At 71.2% G+C, this 15024-nt stretch carries 15 protein-coding genes; 9 read left to right on the forward strand and 6 right to left on the reverse strand.

Going from position 1 to position 15024, the window contains the following annotated elements:
- Positions 1-30: 30 nt before the first annotated feature.
- Both ACQP2O_RS05210 and ACQP2O_RS05215 read right to left on the reverse strand, forming a co-directional pair.
- Entirely contained in the window at positions 31-648 is a 618-nt protein-coding gene (locus tag ACQP2O_RS05210; protein ID WP_433180376.1) for a TetR/AcrR family transcriptional regulator, read from the reverse strand.
- 106 nt (positions 649-754) lie between these two features.
- Complete coding sequence (locus ACQP2O_RS05215; RefSeq protein ID WP_433180378.1) at positions 755-1165, reverse strand: hypothetical protein; 411 nt, start codon at positions 1163-1165, stop codon at positions 755-757.
- 242 nt (positions 1166-1407) lie between these two features.
- Between ACQP2O_RS05215 and ACQP2O_RS05220 the strand changes: the two genes are divergently transcribed.
- Together ACQP2O_RS05220 and ACQP2O_RS05225 are read left to right on the forward strand one after the other, a co-directional pair.
- Positions 1408-2031: an HAD family hydrolase gene (locus tag ACQP2O_RS05220; protein WP_433180380.1), complete on the forward strand. Its 624-nt coding sequence runs from the start codon at positions 1408-1410 to the stop codon at positions 2029-2031.
- Between the two features lie 45 nt (positions 2032-2076).
- On the forward strand, positions 2077-2463 hold the full coding sequence (locus ACQP2O_RS05225; protein ID WP_360888983.1) for a cold-shock protein: 387 nt from the start codon (positions 2077-2079) through the stop codon (positions 2461-2463).
- 68 nt (positions 2464-2531) lie between these two features.
- On the opposite strand, the gene ACQP2O_RS05230 is transcribed toward ACQP2O_RS05225, so the two are convergent.
- Positions 2532-3899, reverse strand: coding sequence for an MFS transporter (locus ACQP2O_RS05230; protein WP_433180381.1), 1368 nt, complete (start codon positions 3897-3899; stop codon positions 2532-2534).
- Positions 3900-3959: 60 nt separating this feature from the next.
- Between ACQP2O_RS05230 and ACQP2O_RS05235 the strand changes: the two genes are divergently transcribed.
- From ACQP2O_RS05235 to ACQP2O_RS05245, 3 genes are all read left to right on the forward strand, one after another.
- Positions 3960-4772, forward strand: a complete 813-nt coding sequence (locus tag ACQP2O_RS05235) for a DUF3027 domain-containing protein (protein ID WP_433180383.1) — start codon at positions 3960-3962, stop codon at positions 4770-4772.
- 404 nt (positions 4773-5176) lie between these two features.
- Entirely contained in the window at positions 5177-8446 is a 3270-nt protein-coding gene (locus tag ACQP2O_RS05240; RefSeq protein WP_433180385.1) for a sacsin N-terminal ATP-binding-like domain-containing protein, read from the forward strand.
- A gap of 60 nt (positions 8447-8506) precedes the next feature.
- A complete protein-coding gene (locus tag ACQP2O_RS05245) occupies positions 8507-9145 on the forward strand; it encodes a LysE family translocator (RefSeq protein ID WP_433180387.1) in 639 nt (212 codons plus the stop codon).
- Positions 9146-9190: 45 nt separating this feature from the next.
- Here the strand turns inward: ACQP2O_RS05245 and ACQP2O_RS05250 are convergent, their stop codons facing one another.
- Positions 9191-9790 carry a TetR/AcrR family transcriptional regulator gene (locus ACQP2O_RS05250; protein ID WP_433180388.1) on the reverse strand — a complete coding sequence of 200 codons (600 nt, stop codon included), beginning with the start codon at positions 9788-9790 and terminating at the stop codon, positions 9191-9193.
- An 83-nt stretch (positions 9791-9873) separates the two neighbouring features.
- On the opposite strand from ACQP2O_RS05250, the gene ACQP2O_RS05255 reads away from it, so the two are divergent.
- The 3 genes from ACQP2O_RS05255 (at position 9874) to lepB (ending at position 13563) form a co-directional block, all read left to right on the forward strand.
- Positions 9874-10719 (forward strand): NAD(P)H-binding protein, encoded by an 846-nt coding sequence (locus ACQP2O_RS05255; protein WP_433180390.1) that lies wholly within the window; start codon positions 9874-9876, stop codon positions 10717-10719.
- A 445-nt stretch (positions 10720-11164) separates the two neighbouring features.
- Positions 11165-13099, forward strand: a complete 1935-nt coding sequence (locus ACQP2O_RS05260) for an ABC transporter ATP-binding protein (protein WP_433180392.1) — start codon at positions 11165-11167, stop codon at positions 13097-13099.
- Positions 13099-13563: a signal peptidase I gene (gene lepB, locus ACQP2O_RS05265; protein WP_433180394.1), complete on the forward strand. Its 465-nt coding sequence runs from the start codon at positions 13099-13101 to the stop codon at positions 13561-13563. Before ACQP2O_RS05260 ends, lepB begins: the two co-directional genes overlap by 1 nt.
- A gap of 98 nt (positions 13564-13661) precedes the next feature.
- Here the strand turns inward: lepB and ACQP2O_RS05270 are convergent, their stop codons facing one another.
- Positions 13662-13832 carry a hypothetical protein gene (locus ACQP2O_RS05270; protein ID WP_433180396.1) on the reverse strand — a complete coding sequence of 57 codons (171 nt, stop codon included), beginning with the start codon at positions 13830-13832 and terminating at the stop codon, positions 13662-13664.
- Between the two features lie 199 nt (positions 13833-14031).
- On the opposite strand from ACQP2O_RS05270, the gene ACQP2O_RS05275 reads away from it, so the two are divergent.
- A complete protein-coding gene (locus ACQP2O_RS05275; RefSeq protein WP_433180398.1) occupies positions 14032-14577 on the forward strand; it encodes a TlpA family protein disulfide reductase in 546 nt (181 codons plus the stop codon).
- Between the two features lie 36 nt (positions 14578-14613).
- Here the strand turns inward: ACQP2O_RS05275 and ACQP2O_RS05280 are convergent, their stop codons facing one another.
- Positions 14614-14979 (reverse strand): winged helix-turn-helix transcriptional regulator, encoded by a 366-nt coding sequence (locus ACQP2O_RS05280; RefSeq protein ID WP_433180400.1) that lies wholly within the window; start codon positions 14977-14979, stop codon positions 14614-14616.
- Between the last annotated feature and the right edge of the window lie 45 nt (positions 14980-15024).

The following is a 15024-nucleotide window of genomic DNA, read 5'->3' on the forward strand; positions in this document are numbered from 1 at the left end:
CGACGACCACTGCCGAACCGGCCGGGCCTGCTACTGGACGGCTTCGGCGGCCGTGCCGACCAGGCCCATGGCGAGGCGGGACCAGCCGTTGATGAAGCGCTCTTCGTCGATGCGGTTGGGCGCAGCGTAGAGGGCGTCCTGGGCGAGCCAGTAGTTGACGATCGCCCCGCCGAGGGTCAGGGCGATGGCGTCCCAGTCTTCGTCGATTCCGGCCATCTCCGGCTGGCGGGCCAGCCACTTGCCGAACAGGTCGTAGAGAGGGTTGGCGATGCCCTCGCGCATCTCGGCGACGAGGTTGGGGAACTTGTCCAGGTCGCGGAAGAGGACCCGGATGAGGTCGGCCTCCTCCCGCATCTTGGCGAGGCCCGCCGACGCGGCCGCGCTCAGCCGGTCGGCCAGCGGCCGGTCCTGGATGTCGACCGACCGCTCGAAGATCGTGGCGATCTGCTCGGAGGTGCGGGCGATGTGCTCGCGTACGGCGGCGGCCAGAACCTCCTCCTTGGAGCGGAAGTGGCGATAGAGCCCACCGGCACCTGGGGACAGGCCCGCCGCGGCCTCGATCTCCGCCACGGATGTCGCGGCGTAGCCCCGTTCGGCGAACAGCCGGAGCGCCTCGGCGACGATCCGTTCTCGGGTAGATCTTTGCATTTTCGTGTGCTCCTCCGAGAAAGAGCGTAAGCCATGGAACGGTCGCCCGTTGTCGTACGGATTCGTCATCTCACAGGGCGTGACAGTGCGCGTACGGAGGCGACGGTCAGCGAATCCTCCGGATCAGCCCGGCGGCCACCCTTCCGGCGATGAGGTACACGGCGGCGGCGATCCCGTAGTTGACGAGCACCGCCACGCGTTCGTCCTTGGGCGTGAACATGTCCCGGAACTCCCACGCGAATCCCTGCGCCCGGTCGTTCACCGTCCGAACGATCGGGTTGGCGGGATTGGCGGAGAACACGACGAAGGCGATGTGCAGGGACAACACCACCGCGACGACCGTCGCGGCGACCGCGACCACGGTGGCCGCGACGCCTGCGGCTCTGGCCAGACCGCTGCGGAGCGGATCGCCGTTCGGACGGTGTCGACCGGCCTGCGGAACGGTCCGGTCGGCGGAGGACTCGTCTCGGCCGGAATCCTGGACGACATTTCCGGACTTACTACGCCATCTCGCCATTTTCTTTTCTTACTCTCGAGATCGATTTTCCGTCTGTACGGTTCGAGGGGTGGCCGCTGGGTATATCCGCATCACGTAACCGCAGTTATGGGCTTGCAATTAATGCGAGCCCGACCGGTGACCAGATCAATAGATCCAGATTTCGCGCAGACTCCGCGCCCTCCCACTCGGATCCCGTCGCATCGCCACTACCGGGAGGGCGCGGGCACGCGTGCTTCGGCATGGTACGTACCCTAAGGCGCGTGCTCGCTGTGGGATTCGATCTGGACATGACCCTTGCCGACACCCGTACGGGGATCGCCGCCGCCTTCGAGAGGCTGTCGGCGGAGACCGGGGTGCCCATCGACACGGCCGCCGTGACCTCGCGCCTCGGCCCGCCGCTGGAGACCGAACTCGCCTACTGGTTCCCGCCCGAGGACGTCGCGGAGTTGGCCGCGCGGTACCGCGCCTTCTACGGCGAGGTCGCCGTTCCCCGTACGTCCCCCATGCCCGGTGCGAGCGCGGCCGTCGACGCCGTACGGGCCTGGGGCGGGCGCGTCATCGTCGTCACCGCCAAGAACCAGCGCGACGCCGAGGCGACCGTCCGGTTCCTCGGCCTGAACGTCAACGCCGTGGCCGGTGGGCTGTTCGGCGCCGGGAAGGGCTCGGCGCTGACGGAGTTCGGCGCGACGGCGTACGCCGGGGACCACGTCGCCGACATCGACGCCGCCCGGGCGGCGGGCGCCCGCAGTGTCGCGATCGCCACCGGCCCGTACGATTCGGAGGCGCTGCGGGCCTACGGAGCCGATATCGTGTTGCCCGATTTGCGGAGTTTCCCGGACACTTTGCATGAACTGATCAACCCTGGTTCCGCATCGAGGCAATAGCCTTGATGTGACCCGCCCGGACAAGAGCTAGCAACGAGGTCCCCTGTGCCCACTGGCAAGGTCAAGTGGTACGACGCCGACAAGGGATTCGGCTTCCTCACCCGCGATGACGGTGGTGAGGTGTTCGTTCATTCCTCCGCGCTGCCCGGCGGCGTGACCTCGCTCAAACCCGGGCAGCGCGTCGAGTTCGGGGTCGTCGAGGGCCGCAAGGGACAGCAGGCGCTGAGCGTTCGCACGCTCGACAACCCGCCGTCGGTGGTCAAGGGCAAGCGCAAGAAGCCCGACGAGATGGTGGAGATCGTCGAGGACCTCATCAAGCTCCTCGATGGCATCTCCACCACCTATCGTCGGGGCAAGCACCCCGAAGGCAAGATCGCCAAGAAGATCGGTGAGGTGCTGCGCGCGGTCGCGGACGACCTCGACCCGCAGTAGGGCCCGTCTCAAAGCCCCGCTGTCCTACTGCGTGGCGCTACGGACGGGGGCTTTGAGACGGGCCCTAGTCACGCGGTGGTGTCGGCGACGCTCGGCTCGCCCTCGGCGGCGCGCTCGCGGCGTCGTACGGCACGGCGGCTCCTGGACCGGGACGCCAGCGTGAGCAGGGAGAGCGCGAGCGCGCCGGCCACCGCGGCGAGGGCGAGGTGGCCGTTCGAGGCGACGATCGACATGCCGAGCCCGGTCAGCCCGCCGACCACCCAGACGAGTTGGTGCACCGTCTCCGTCACCGCGAACGTCGACGACCGCACCTCCTCGCCGATCTCCCGCTGCACGATCGCGTCCAGGCCGAGCTTGCCCAGCGACTGACCGAGCGCGCCGACGAACGCCACCACGAGCGCGGCGATGAGGCCGAAGAACGCCGCGCACACCGCCGCCGTCACCGTCGCGGTCGCCAGCGTGCCGAACACGATCGCGCGCGGCGCCCGCGCCTTGACCAGCGCGCCCAGGCCGGTTCCGGCCAGGCCGCCCGCGCCGGCGGAGGCCGCCAGCAGGCCCAGCGCGATGTTGGGCGAGACCGGCTGGACGAACCCCTTGGTCCGCAGCAGGAACGCCAGATAGAGGATCAAGAACCCGGCGAACGCCCGCAGGGCCGCGTTGGCGAGCATCGCCTCCCCGACCACCGGCCCGACCCGCAGCAGAGTCCGCCAGCGGCCCCGGCCGTCCGTACGGGCTCCCTCCGGGGCGCCCGTGTCGGGCGTGTCGACGTGGGACGGCAGCCGCATGGCGGAGATCGCGCCGATCATGAAGACGACCGTCGCGACGCGCAGCGCCCAGCCGGCGTTCGTGACGGCGACCAGACCCGCCCCGAGCGGCGCCATGATCGACGCGGCGACCAGGCCGGTGAACGACGCGCGGGCGTTCGCGGTGACCAGGGCGAGGCCGTCGGGCAGCACCTGCGGCGTGACGGCACTGCGCGACACCCCGAACGCCTTCGACAGCACCAGCGCCCCGAACGCCGCGGGCATCAGCGTCACCGGATCCTTGTGCAGGACCGCCCCGGCCATCCCCCAGCACAGCAGGCCGCGCGCCAGCATCGTGCCCGCGATCGCGATGCGCCGCGCGTGGCGCATGTGGTCGAGCACCGGCCCGATCAGGGGCGCGACCAGCGCGAACGGCGCCATCGTCACCAAGAGGTAAAGGGCGACCTGGCCACGCGCCTGCTGAACGTCAAGGTTGAAGAACATCGTGCCCGCCAGCGCCACCGCGATCAGCGCGTCCCCGGCGCTGTTCAGCGCGCCCAGCTCGATCAGGGCGCCCAGCCCGCTGCCGCCCGCGCCCCCGGCGTGCGTGGCCCGACGGGTCGCCCGCCCGGCCTTCTGGGCCACCCCGCGCATCGACCGCCCCATGCCGCGCGTACGTGACCACAAACTCATGCCGTCAAGTCTGCCTCTTTGCGGCGAACCCATGCCCATTGATGAGCGACAATCGTGTATGTGAGTCCTGTGCGTTCCACCAGTCCGGCCGCCACCAGGCGGAGCCGTACCCCTGTGATCGACGCCATCGCCGCCGAGGCCGTCGATCTGGCACGCGCGGCGGCCGAGGAGACGTCCCGGCCGGAGTTCGTCGGCGAGCACCTCGGAATGCTCCCCGAGGCGGAACGGGTCGTCACCCACTACTTCGCCTGCCTCGACCCGGCCTACCGCGGCTGGCGCTGGGCCGTCTCGGTCGTCCGCGCCTCCCGCGCCAAACACGCCACCGTCAGCGAGAGCGTGCTGCTGCCCGGCGACGACGCCATGCTCTCTCCCGACTGGGTGCCGTGGAGCGACCGGCTGCGCCCCGGCGACCTCGGTCCCGGCGACCTGCTGCCGACGACGGCCGACGACCCACGCTTGGCGCCCGGATTCACGAGTACGGAGGAGATCGACGTCGAGCTCGGCTGGGAGCTGGGCCTCGGCAAGGCCCGCGTGCTGTCCGCCGAGGGCCGCGACGACGCCGCCGGCCGGTGGTACGGCGGGGAGTCCGGCCCGGAGGCGCCGGTCGCCCGCTCCGCACCGGCACAGTGCGCGACCTGCGGCTTCTTCGTGCCGCTCGCGGGCTCCCTGCAGCAGGTCTTCGGCGTGTGCGCCAACGAGTACGCCCCCGACGACGGCAAGGTCGTCTCCGTCGACCACGGATGCGGTGCCCACTCCGAGGCCGTGGTGGCGCCGCCCTCGGCCGAGGTCGCGCCCCCCATCGTCGACGAGATGGGCTACGACGTGGTGCCGTCGGCGACCCTGACCGACGAGGAGGCCCTCGGCCACAGCTGACCGTCCCAGGAGGTCGGTCCGGGCCGGGAGGTCGATCGGGCGCGGCCTGGGAGGTCGGTCGGGTTCAGGCCGGGAGGTCGGTCGGGTTCAGGTTGGTCGGGACGGATTAGTCGGGCGGATTCGCCGAGTGCAATCGGTCGGGAAAGCTCGCGAGGTCGGTTGGGGCAGGCACTCGGGGTCGGCCGGGTGCGGGCACGCGGGGTCGGCCCGCGCACCGCATCCCCGGCCGGTCGCCGCGCTCGACGCGGCGGCGGGTTCGCGAGCGCGGTCGACTGGCCGCGCGCAGGGCGTCGGGAAGGTCCGGCACCAGTGGATGAGGCACAAGACGCGGCGGCGGGTTCGTGAGTGTGGCCGACCGGCGCGCACGGCATCGGGACGGTCCGGCAGCAGTGGAGAGGTACGAGATGGACGACCCGTTCGGCACTGCGGCGATCCGTGCTCGGGTGCTGGATGCCTGGGCAGCGTCGCCGGCGCGGTTCCGCGAGGACGCCAACGCCGAAGAGGATCTCGCGCGAGGTGGCTACCGCGACCGGGTGATCGTCGAGCTGGCGCAGAACGCCGCCGACGCGGCCGCCCGCGCCGGTGTTCCCGGCCGGATCCGGTTCATACTGCGTGACGGCGTGCTGAGCGCCGCCAACGTCGGCGCGCCGCTGGACGCGGCCGGGGTCGAGGCGCTGAGCACGCTGCGGGCCTCCGCCAAACGCGACGAGGCACACGCGGTCGGCCGGTTCGGCGTCGGTTTCGCCGCCGTCGTCGCGGTCAGCGACGACCCGTCCATCGTCTCCGGCGGGGCAGCGGTCGCCTGGTCGGCTGAACGCACCCGCGAGGCAGTGGCGCGGATCCTCGGGGCCGCTGCCGAGCTGGACCGGCGCGGCGGCCACGTGCCGGTCCTACGCCTGCCTTTCGCCGCACCCGCCACACCGCTCCCAGAGACCGCGTCTGCCGCGTCGGCTCCGGAAGCTGCGTCTGCCGGGTTGGCTCCCGAGGCCGCGCCCGCTGGGCCGGTTCCGGGGGCCGCGTCTGCCGAGTCGGATCAGGAAGCTGCGTCTGCCGGGTCGGTTCCCGAGGCCGCGCCCGCTGGGTCGGTTTCGGAAGTTGTGTCTGCCGGGCCGAGCCCGGTGGTCGCGTCTGCCGGGTCGATTCCGGAGGTGGCGTCTGCTGGGTCGGCTCCGGAGGCGGCGCCCGCTGCGGTTCCGGAGGGGTACGACTCGCTTGTCCGGCTGCCGTTGCGCGACGCGGACGCCGAGACGCTGGTCCGGCGGCTGCTCGCCGAGACCGGCCCGGCTCTGCTCCTGTCCCTGCCCGCCCTCGCCGAGATCGCCATCGAGGTCGACGGCGAGGTCCGTACGCTGCACGCGACCTGGGACCCGCCGGCCGAAGGGGCCGCGACCGGCTCGGTGACCGTGAACGGCACGACCTGGCGCACCGCCGAGGCCCACGGCGAGGTCGCGGCGGACCTGCTGGCGGACCGGCCGGTCGAGGAGCGCCCCTACTGGCAGGTGCGCTGGGCCGTCGCCGACGAGCCGCTGCCCGACGACGTGCCGGCCGTGATCCACGCGCCGACGCCGAGCGACGAGCCGCTCGGCCTGCCGGCGCTGCTCATCGCGTCGTTCCCGCTCGCCCCCGACCGGCGGCACGTCGCCCCCGGACCGCTGACCGACTTCCTCATCGAGCGGGCGGCCGAGGCGTACACCGCGCTGCTGCCGCCGGACCCGCGCCTCCTCGACCTGGTGCCCGGCCCGGTCGCCAAGGGCGAACTGGACGCCCGGCTCCGCCGCGCGATCCTCACCCGCCTCCCCGACCTGCCGCTCCTGCCGACCATCCCCGAGACCCGCGGGCCGGACCTCGGCGAGCACGTGCCCGAGGCGGACCCTGCCCGCTCCGAAAACGAGTCGGACATCGCCTGGACCGACGTCGAGACACCGTGGAGCGATGAACCGGTTCGGGTTCGGGGGCGGGACGCCGTTGTCGTGGATGGTCCGGCGGCGCTCACTGATGTGCTCGCGGAGGTCGTTCCCGGTCTGCTGCCCGTCGGCTGGCCGGCCCGCCATCCGGCCCTGGCCGCGCTCGGCGTCCGCCGGCTGAGCGTCGCGGACGTCGCCGATGTACTCGCCGGGCTGGACCGCGAGCCCGCGTGGTGGCGGCGCCTGTACGCCGCGCTGGACGGTGCCGACCGTGACGCGCTCGCCGGGTTGCCCGTGCCCCTCGCCGACGGCCGCACCGTACGCGGGCCGCGTGGCCTGCTCGTCACCGACCCTGAGGGGCTCGACGCCCTCGGCCTGCGCGTCGTCCACCCGGAGGCCGCGCACTCGCTGCTGCTCCGGCTCGGTGCCGTCGAGGCCGGCCCGCGCGCCGTCCTCACCGATGCGGCGACGCGCGGGGCGGTCGCCGCGTCGTACGACGAGGAGGACCCGGAGCCGATCTGGCACGCCGTGCTCACCCTCGTCGCCCGCGCCCACCTGCGGCCGGGGGAGGAGCCGTGGCTGGCCGAGCTCGCGCTGCCCGGCGACGACGGCGAGCCGTACCCGGCCGGTGAGCTGCTGCTGCCGGGCGCGCCGCTGGCGCTGGCCGAGGTGATGGCCGACGACGCGCCGTTCGGCGTCGTGGACGCCGACCTGGTCGAGCGGTACGGCGCGGAGGTGCTCGAGGCCGCCGGGGTACTGCGGACGTTCGCGCTCGTCCGGTCCGAGGATGTCATCGAGCCGGAGTTCCACCTTGATGGCGAGGAGGAGTGGGCGGAATCGTTCGACGCCGGGTACGTCATCCCGGAGTTCACGGCAGTGCGCGACCTGGAGTTCGTCGCCGACTGGCGGGAGGCGCTCCGCCTCCTGGCCGAGCCGGACCTTCGCGCCGCCGTCGTCGAACCCGTCCGCGTCGTCCTCGCCGACGGCCGCCACGTGGACGTCCCCTCGTACACCGCGTGGTGGCTGCGCCGGCACCCCGTCCTGGACGGCCACCGGCCCGAGTCACTGTGCGTGGGTGAGGACCTGGCCGACCTGTACGACGCGGCCCCGGCGGACCTGGACCCGCGCTTCGCCGTGGCGCTCGGCGTACGGACCACGGTCGACGCGCTGCTCGCCGAGCCCGACGGCCCGGCCGAGCTCCTCGACCGCCTCGCCGACCCGGCCCGTACGGTGTCCCGTGAGCGGCTGCGGGACCTGTGGGCCGCGCTGGCCCGTACGGACCTGAACGTCGAGCCGCCGGACCACGTACGGGCGCTGGTGGACGGCGAGCCGGAGGTCGTCCCGGCCGAGGACGCCATCGTCGTCGACCGCCCCGACCTGCTGCCGCTGCTGCGCGGCCAGCCGCTGCTGTTCGTCCCGCCGCATGTGGCGGACGCGCTCGAGCTCTCGCTGGGCGGCGAAGAGGTCCCCGGCGTCGTCGCGTCGGCGGGCGAGGAGCGCCCGGTGCCCGCGGTGGCGCGGGCGGTCCTCGCCGAGGCACCGGAGACGTACGTCCACCATGAGCGCCTGGTCGTGGACGGTCAGGAGGTCGCCTGGTGGTACGCCGACGGCACCGTCCACGCGAGCGGCCCGGCAGGCCTGGCCCGGGGGCTGGCGTGGGCGTGCGACCGCTGGCCCGACCGCCTGCTCGCCGAGGCCGCCCTCCGCGACCCGGAGCACCTGCCGGACCTCCTCGCCGAGGACGACCTGGGCGCGTCTTCGGCTTCGTAGGGGCCTGCCCGGCTGAGAAATGGCTGGCGGGCCGGACCATCTCCGTGCTTGCATGACCGCATGGTGTCCACCGACCGCTTGGTCGCTTTCGCGGCCATGTCCTTCCTGCTCATCGTGATTCCCGGTCCCAGCGTGCTCTTCGTGATCGGGCGGGCGCTGGCGCAGGGGCGCCGCGCCGCACTGACCTCAGTCGTGGGGAACGCGCTCGGCGCCTACGTGCTCATCGTGGCCGTGGCACTGGGGATCGGGTCCATCGTGGAGCGCTCCGTCCTCGTCTTCACGGTGCTCAAGCTGGCGGGCGCCGCCTACCTGGTGTACCTCGGCGTGAAGGCGTGGCGGGCGCGCGGTTCGCTGCGGGCCGCGTTCGCGGACGGCGGGCCGACGCATGGCGGCCTGCGCACGCTCTGGGAGGGGTTCGCGGTCGGTGTGTCGAACCCCAAGACCATCGTGTTCTTCGCGGCCGTGCTGCCGCAGTTCGTCGATCGTGGTCAGGGGCATGTCGCGGTTCAGATGCTCGTGCTCGGGCTGGTCTTCGACGTCATCGCGCTCACCTCGGACACGGTGTGGGGTCTGGTCGCGTCCACGGCAAGGGATTGGTTCGCCCGCTCGCCGCAGCGCCTCGCCGCGGTCGGCGGGGCCGGTGGGCTCGCGATGATCGGCCTCGGCGTCGCCGTCGCCGCGACCGGACGAAAAGACTGAGATCCACCCTGGAGATATCGCTGCCCGACCCCGCCGAATCAGGCCTCAGGACGCGTCGCCGGCGGTCAGGGTGTCGAGCCAGCGGATCAGGCGGTCGCCTTCGCGGGTCACGATGTCGGGGTCGCGCAGGGCGTTGGCCAGGAGCGACATGCCCTGGTAGCCCGCGACGAGCGTGACGGCGAGGTCGCCGGGGTCGGGGAGGCCGAGCGCGCGGAACTGGTGTTCCACCCAGTCCAGCAGCACGCGGATGACGCGGCCCGCCTCCTGGTCGAGGGTGCCGTCGGCGCGTTTGTCGAGTTCGGCGGCGAGGGTGCCGGTGGGGCAGCCGTACCGGGCGGCGGTGTCGCGTTGGCCCACCCACGCGTCGACCAGGGCCTTGAGGCGGTCGAGGGGGTCGGGGAGTTTGTCGAGCTCGGTGGTGAGCTCGCCCAGGGTCCCCTCGTGTTCGGACAGGGCGGCCTGGACCAGTTCGTCCTTGGTCTTGAAGTAGTAGTAGACGTTCCCGACGGGGACGTCGGCGGTCTTGGCGATGTCGGCGATCGTGGTGCGCTCGACCCCTTGCCGGTGGAGGACCTGAGCGGCCGCCGCCGTCAGACGGCGGCGCTTGTCCGTTCCGCGCACCCGAGACTTCGTTGAGTCAGTCACCCAACTAACTATAGACAGTCGCCCTGGGAGTCGTGCTACCGTCTTACTTAGTCAGCCGACTAACTAACTCTGAGGAGATCGATATGATCGTGGTGACAGGCGCGACCGGCAACGTGGGCCGATCGCTCGTGCGGGTCCTCGCGGCGGCCGGGGAGCAGGTGCTGGCGACGTCCCGAGGGATCGCGGAAACCGATGTGCCGCAGGGTGTCCGGCACCGGCGGGCGGACCTGGCCGACCCGGAGAGCCTCCGCCCCGTCTTCGACGGCGCCGACGCCCTGTTCCTGCAGAACGGCGGCGCCAGCGCGCACCTGCTCAGCACCCCGGACATCCTCGACGTCGCCAAGGCCGGCGGCGTCACGCGCGTGGTGTTGCTGTCCTCCCTGGGCGTGGCGACCCGGCCGGAGTCGCCCTCCCACGGAATGCTCGGGAGGTCCATCGAGGACGCCGTCCGGCAATCCGGCATGGACTGGACGATCCTGCGCCCCGGCGGCTTCGACTCCAACGCCTATGCCTGGGTCGAACCGGTCCGTGCTCAGCGGACCGTCGCCGCGCCGTTCGCCGAGGTCGGCCTGCCGACCATCGACCCGGACGACATCGCCGAGGTCGCCGCCGCGGTCCTGCGCCAGGACGGCCACGCCGGAGAGGTCTACGAGCTCACCGGCCCCGCCCTCGTCACGCCCCGGCAGCAGGCCGAGGCCATCGGCGCCGCGATCGGCGAGCCGATCCGGTTCGTCGAGCAGACTCGCGACGAGGCTCGTACGCAGATGCTGCGGTTCATGCCCGAGCCGGTGGCCGAGACCACCCTCACCATCCTCGGTGAGCCCACCCTGGCCGAACTGCGCGTCAGCCCCGACGTGGAGCGGGTCCTCGGTCGCGCACCCCGTACCTTCGCCGTCTGGGCCGACCGTAACGCCGCCGCTTTTCGCTGACCGCGGTCGGCGCCGTCCGAGAGCGTCACCGCGTCAGCGCGTACGCCACGTGCGGCGGCCAGGCGGGGGTGCGGTGACGTTCGAGGATATTTATGCCGTGGACGCACGTTATGCAATTAACGTCCGAATCAGTTGTCGGAAAACGTCGGAGAAGCCGGTTGTCGAACCTCCTCGTGGATTGCGCCGAACCGGGACCTGAGGCCCTTGTGGACCGCGCCAAACCGGGACTTCCGGCCCTTGTCGTTCGGCGAGGCAGCACCGTAGGTTTCGGCTGTCCATTTAGTGAGATCTTCGGGGATCGCAGGTGACACGGACGATTGCGGCAATGAGCGACGGGCTGCTCGTCGCGGCGTTGACCACCCGATGACCCGAGGTCGTCGATGAAGCGCAGTGATCAACCGTTCGGTGGCCACCGGCGTGACCGCATGCCATCCGCCGTGGTGGCATGTCGGTGACGCGCACCGCTCCGGCGCCGGACGAGGACTCGGCGGCCGACGTCAGTGCCGACCGCGAAGGGAATCCGATCAGGGGCGGCCGGTTGCGCCTGCGCGCCGTCACCTCGGCGATGGGGCTGCAGTTCCGGGCCGCTCCGATTGGCGGGTGGCTGCTCCTGGCCGTGACGACCGTCTCTGGCGTCGGGCCCGCCGTCATGGCGTGGCTCGCCAAGCTGATGTTCGACGAACTCGGGCGCGGTGGCCACGCCGACGCGGGGCGAGCGGTCGCGTTGGGCGTGGCGATGGCGACGACCGGCGCTCTCATCGCGGTCCTCGCGCAGGTGAGCGGATACCTCGACGAACTGGTCCGACAGCGCCTCGTGGTGACGATCGAGCGCCGGCTCTTCGCCAAGGTCAACGAGTTCCGGGGGTTGCGCAGGTTCGAGGATCCGGAGTTCCACGACCGGCTGAGGCTGGCCCAGCAGGCGTCCCAGGACGCGCCGCACAACATCACGACCTTCGGTCAGCAGGTCGTCCAGGCCGTCGCCTCGATCGGGGGCTTTCTCGGCGTGATGCTCGCGGTATGGCCTCCGATGGCGGCACTGCTGCTCGCCTCGGGCGTCGCCGCGCTGATCTCACGGCTCGCGATCGCCCGCCGTCAGGTGGAGGTCTCCGAAGCCGTGTCGGCCAAGTACCGGCGCCGGCTGTTCTATCGCTCACTGCTCACCGAGCCTCGCGCGGCGAAGGAGATACGTCTCTTCGGCCTGGGCGGCTTTCTTCACGGGCGGCTGGTGAACGCCATCTCCGGAGCCACGGAGGCGGAACTGGCGGTCGTGCGCCGCAGCACGCTGGTCCAGTCCGGATTCGCCCTGCTCAACGGAGTGGTGACGGGCTTCGGCATCCTCGTGGTCGTCGCCGGAGCGGCTCACCAGCGCTTCACCGTCGGCGACGTCACCCTGTTCATCGCCGCGGTGGCGGGGGTGCAGGGAGCGTTCACCGGTGTCGTCCTCCAGGCGGGGATGGCGGCCGAGGCGGTCCGGCTGTTCGACCACTATGTCGGCCTGATGGCCGACCGCGACGACCTCGTGACGGGTCACGCGCCGGCACCGCCCCTGCGCGGGGGGCTGGAGCTCCGCGACGTGTGGTTCCGGTACGACCAGAACGGCCCGTGGGTGCTGCGTGGTGTCGACCTGACGCTTCCGGCGGGCTCGTCGCTGGGGCTGGTCGGCGTCAACGGCGCGGGCAAGAGCACCCTCGTCAAGCTCCTGTGCCGGCTCTACGACCCGGAGCGCGGGGCGATCCTGTGGGACGGCGTCGACCTGCGGGACATGGACGTCGACGCCCTGCGCCGCCGCATCGGCGCGACGTTCCAGGACTACATGACCTATGACCTCACCGCGCACGAGAACATCGGTCTCGGCGACCTGCCCCGCGCCGAGGACGGCGATCGTGTCCGTACGGCGGCCCGGCTGGCCGGAATCGACGCCACGCTGCGACGCCTGCCGCACGGCTACGACACTCAGCTGAGCCGCGTCCACCTCGACGAAGAGGACGACAGTACGGGCGTGACGCTGTCCGGTGGGCAGTGGCAGCGCGTCGCCCTGGCCCGCTCGCTGATGCGTTCCGACGCGGACCTGCTGATCCTCGACGAGCCCAGCTCGGGGCTGGACCCCGAGGCCGAGCACCAGATCCACCGTGCGCTCGCCGAGCACCGCGCCGGCCGGACCAGCCTGCTCATCTCGCATCGGCTCAGCGCGCTACGTGACGCCGACCTCATCGCGGTTCTCCAGGACGGACGGGTGGCCGAACTCGGGAGCCATGACGACCTGATGGATCTGGACGGCGGATACGCCAGGCTCTTCGGCCTTCAGGCCGCGGGTTACCAACCCGCGGGCGCTTCTCGGCCCGCGCACGGCGCGAATGACCGAAACGGGGAGAGTCTGTGATGCCTTTCGAGAACACGGTGACCCGCCGGCCGTACGGCATGCCCGTCGTCGCCGGCCTGACGACGGTGCTCTGCGGTACCGCCGTCGCGATCGCCCTTCGATCGCTTCATGCGCGATTGGCGCTGGTCCGGGTGGTGGGAAGCAGCATGGCGCCCACCTTCGCCGACGGTGACCGTCTGCTGGTGCGCCGCACCGTACGACCTCGGCGTGGGGACGTGGTGGTCTTTCGCAATCCCGCCACGAAGGGCGAGCCCGATCCGCCGTGGTTGGTGAAGCGGGTTTCGGCCGCTCCCGGAGATCGAGTGCCGGAGGAGGTGCTCGCCGTGGTCGGTGCGGCCCACGGGGCGGTGGTGCCGCTCGACTGTCTCGTCGTGCGCGGCGACGCGGAGCGGAGCCTGGACTCCCGGCAGTTGGGTTATATCTCCGCGGCCACAGTCCTGGGGACGGTGCTACGGCCCCTGTGAGAACAGCCGCATTGATCGTGGAACGGAACAGGCGGCCCCCCATTAGCGAATGCTTTCCGAGGAGCCGCCCTGGCAGCCGGTTTATCGGCTATCGCCGACTAGCAGCGGTTGGTGTCCTTGGTGCAGATGCCATTGCAGTTGTGGTAGTACTTGTACCCACCCTTGCAATAGCAGTATTCGCCGTGCTCCGGGACGCACGCGCCGGCCGACTGCTCCTTGAGAACCGCACTCAGCAGCCTGTCGCTGACCGCACCGAACATACGAGACATCTGCAACCTCCTAAAAAGGTCGGGAATCCGTTAGGTGCAATCTATGTCGTTTCGCGGACCAAGATCAAGTCTTGCGCGTGAATTAATTTTGAGTTACCCATGGATGTGGCTGGTCGTTTATTCGTTGCATTGAACGACAGCGGTCGGTAATTGATTTAATCGGTATTGTATATTTGAAACTCGCCTCGGAGAGTCATCCATGCCCTACGTAGTCGCGGCACTGATCATCCTCACCGTGGTCTGCCTGTTGAACCTCCTGCTGACGTTCGGCATCATCCGTCGGCTCCGCGGGCAGAGCGGCGGGCATCATGACGTGCCCGAGGACCTGACCCTGCCGGCGGGTGCGGTCGTGCCGGAGTTCACCGCCACCACCACGGCCGGCGGCGCGGTCTCGCGGTCGACCGTGAGCGGCGGTGTCATCGCGTTCTTCTCGCCCGGCTGCGGCGCCTGCGAAAAGCAGCTACCGCGCTTCACCGACCTCGCGCGCACGCTCGCCGGAGACGAGGACACGCCCGTCCTCGCCGTACTCCACGGCACGATGGAGGAGACCCGGGATCAACTCGCCGCACTGTCACCGGTCGTCGAGGTCGTCGTCGAAGAACCGGACGACCCCATCGGTACCGCCTTCGCCGTGACCGGCTACCCGTCATTCGTGGTGATCGACGCGGACGGGAAGATCGCGGCGACGTCTTACACGCTGGACCGACTCCCGCTCCCGATCGTCTCCGCCGCGCGAGCCGAATAGGTCGACGGCGGGGCCGACCGCCAGAGGTCGGCGCCGTCAGGGGACGTCGCCGCGCCCCCAGGACCACAACGCCTCCAGCACCGGGGCCAGGGCCCGGCCCCGGTCCGTCAGCGCGTACGTCACGCGCGGCGGCCAGGCCGGGATGCGGTGACGTTCGAGGACGCCCGCCTCGGTCAGCTGCGCCAGCCGTTCGGAGAGGACCTTGTCCGACAGGCCCGTGAGGGCGGCGGCGAGCCGGGAATAGCTCAGCTCATCGGAGCGCAGGAACTCGCGGAGGATCAGCGGGGTCCAGCGCCCCCGGAGTGCGGCGAGGGCGACCTCGACGGGGCAGTCCGGATGCGGCTCGGGCGTCGGGCCGGAACAGACGTCCAGTAGCCCGTGACCAACGCCTTGGTGAGTCACGAGTGCGCCTCCTAGCGTCCTGCCGGACGGTGCTCGGCGAAGAGT

This window comes from Actinoallomurus sp. CA-150999 (assembly GCF_050942425.1).
Taxonomy (GTDB): domain Bacteria; phylum Actinomycetota; class Actinomycetes; order Streptosporangiales; family Streptosporangiaceae; genus Actinoallomurus.

What these genes read in the sequence shown, in the direction of transcription:
- ACQP2O_RS05230 (WP_433180381.1), bottom strand. Translation starts at nt 3,899, where the DNA reads ATGAGTTTGTGGTCACGTACGCGCGGCATGGGGCGGTCGATGCGCGGG.
- ACQP2O_RS05275 (WP_433180398.1), top strand. Translation starts at nt 14,032, where the DNA reads ATGCCCTACGTAGTCGCGGCACTGATCATCCTCACCGTGGTCTGCCTG.
- lepB (WP_433180394.1), top strand. Translation starts at nt 13,099, where the DNA reads ATGCCTTTCGAGAACACGGTGACCCGCCGGCCGTACGGCATGCCCGTC.
- ACQP2O_RS05210 (WP_433180376.1), bottom strand. Translation starts at nt 648, where the DNA reads ATGCAAAGATCTACCCGAGAACGGATCGTCGCCGAGGCGCTCCGGCTG.
- ACQP2O_RS05270 (WP_433180396.1), bottom strand. Translation starts at nt 13,832, where the DNA reads ATGTCTCGTATGTTCGGTGCGGTCAGCGACAGGCTGCTGAGTGCGGTT.
- ACQP2O_RS05215 (WP_433180378.1), bottom strand. Translation starts at nt 1,165, where the DNA reads ATGGCGAGATGGCGTAGTAAGTCCGGAAATGTCGTCCAGGATTCCGGC.
- ACQP2O_RS05245 (WP_433180387.1), top strand. Translation starts at nt 8,507, where the DNA reads ATGGTGTCCACCGACCGCTTGGTCGCTTTCGCGGCCATGTCCTTCCTG.
- ACQP2O_RS05240 (WP_433180385.1), top strand. Translation starts at nt 5,177, where the DNA reads ATGGACGACCCGTTCGGCACTGCGGCGATCCGTGCTCGGGTGCTGGAT.
- ACQP2O_RS05255 (WP_433180390.1), top strand. Translation starts at nt 9,874, where the DNA reads ATGATCGTGGTGACAGGCGCGACCGGCAACGTGGGCCGATCGCTCGTG.
- ACQP2O_RS05260 (WP_433180392.1), top strand. Translation starts at nt 11,165, where the DNA reads ATGTCGGTGACGCGCACCGCTCCGGCGCCGGACGAGGACTCGGCGGCC.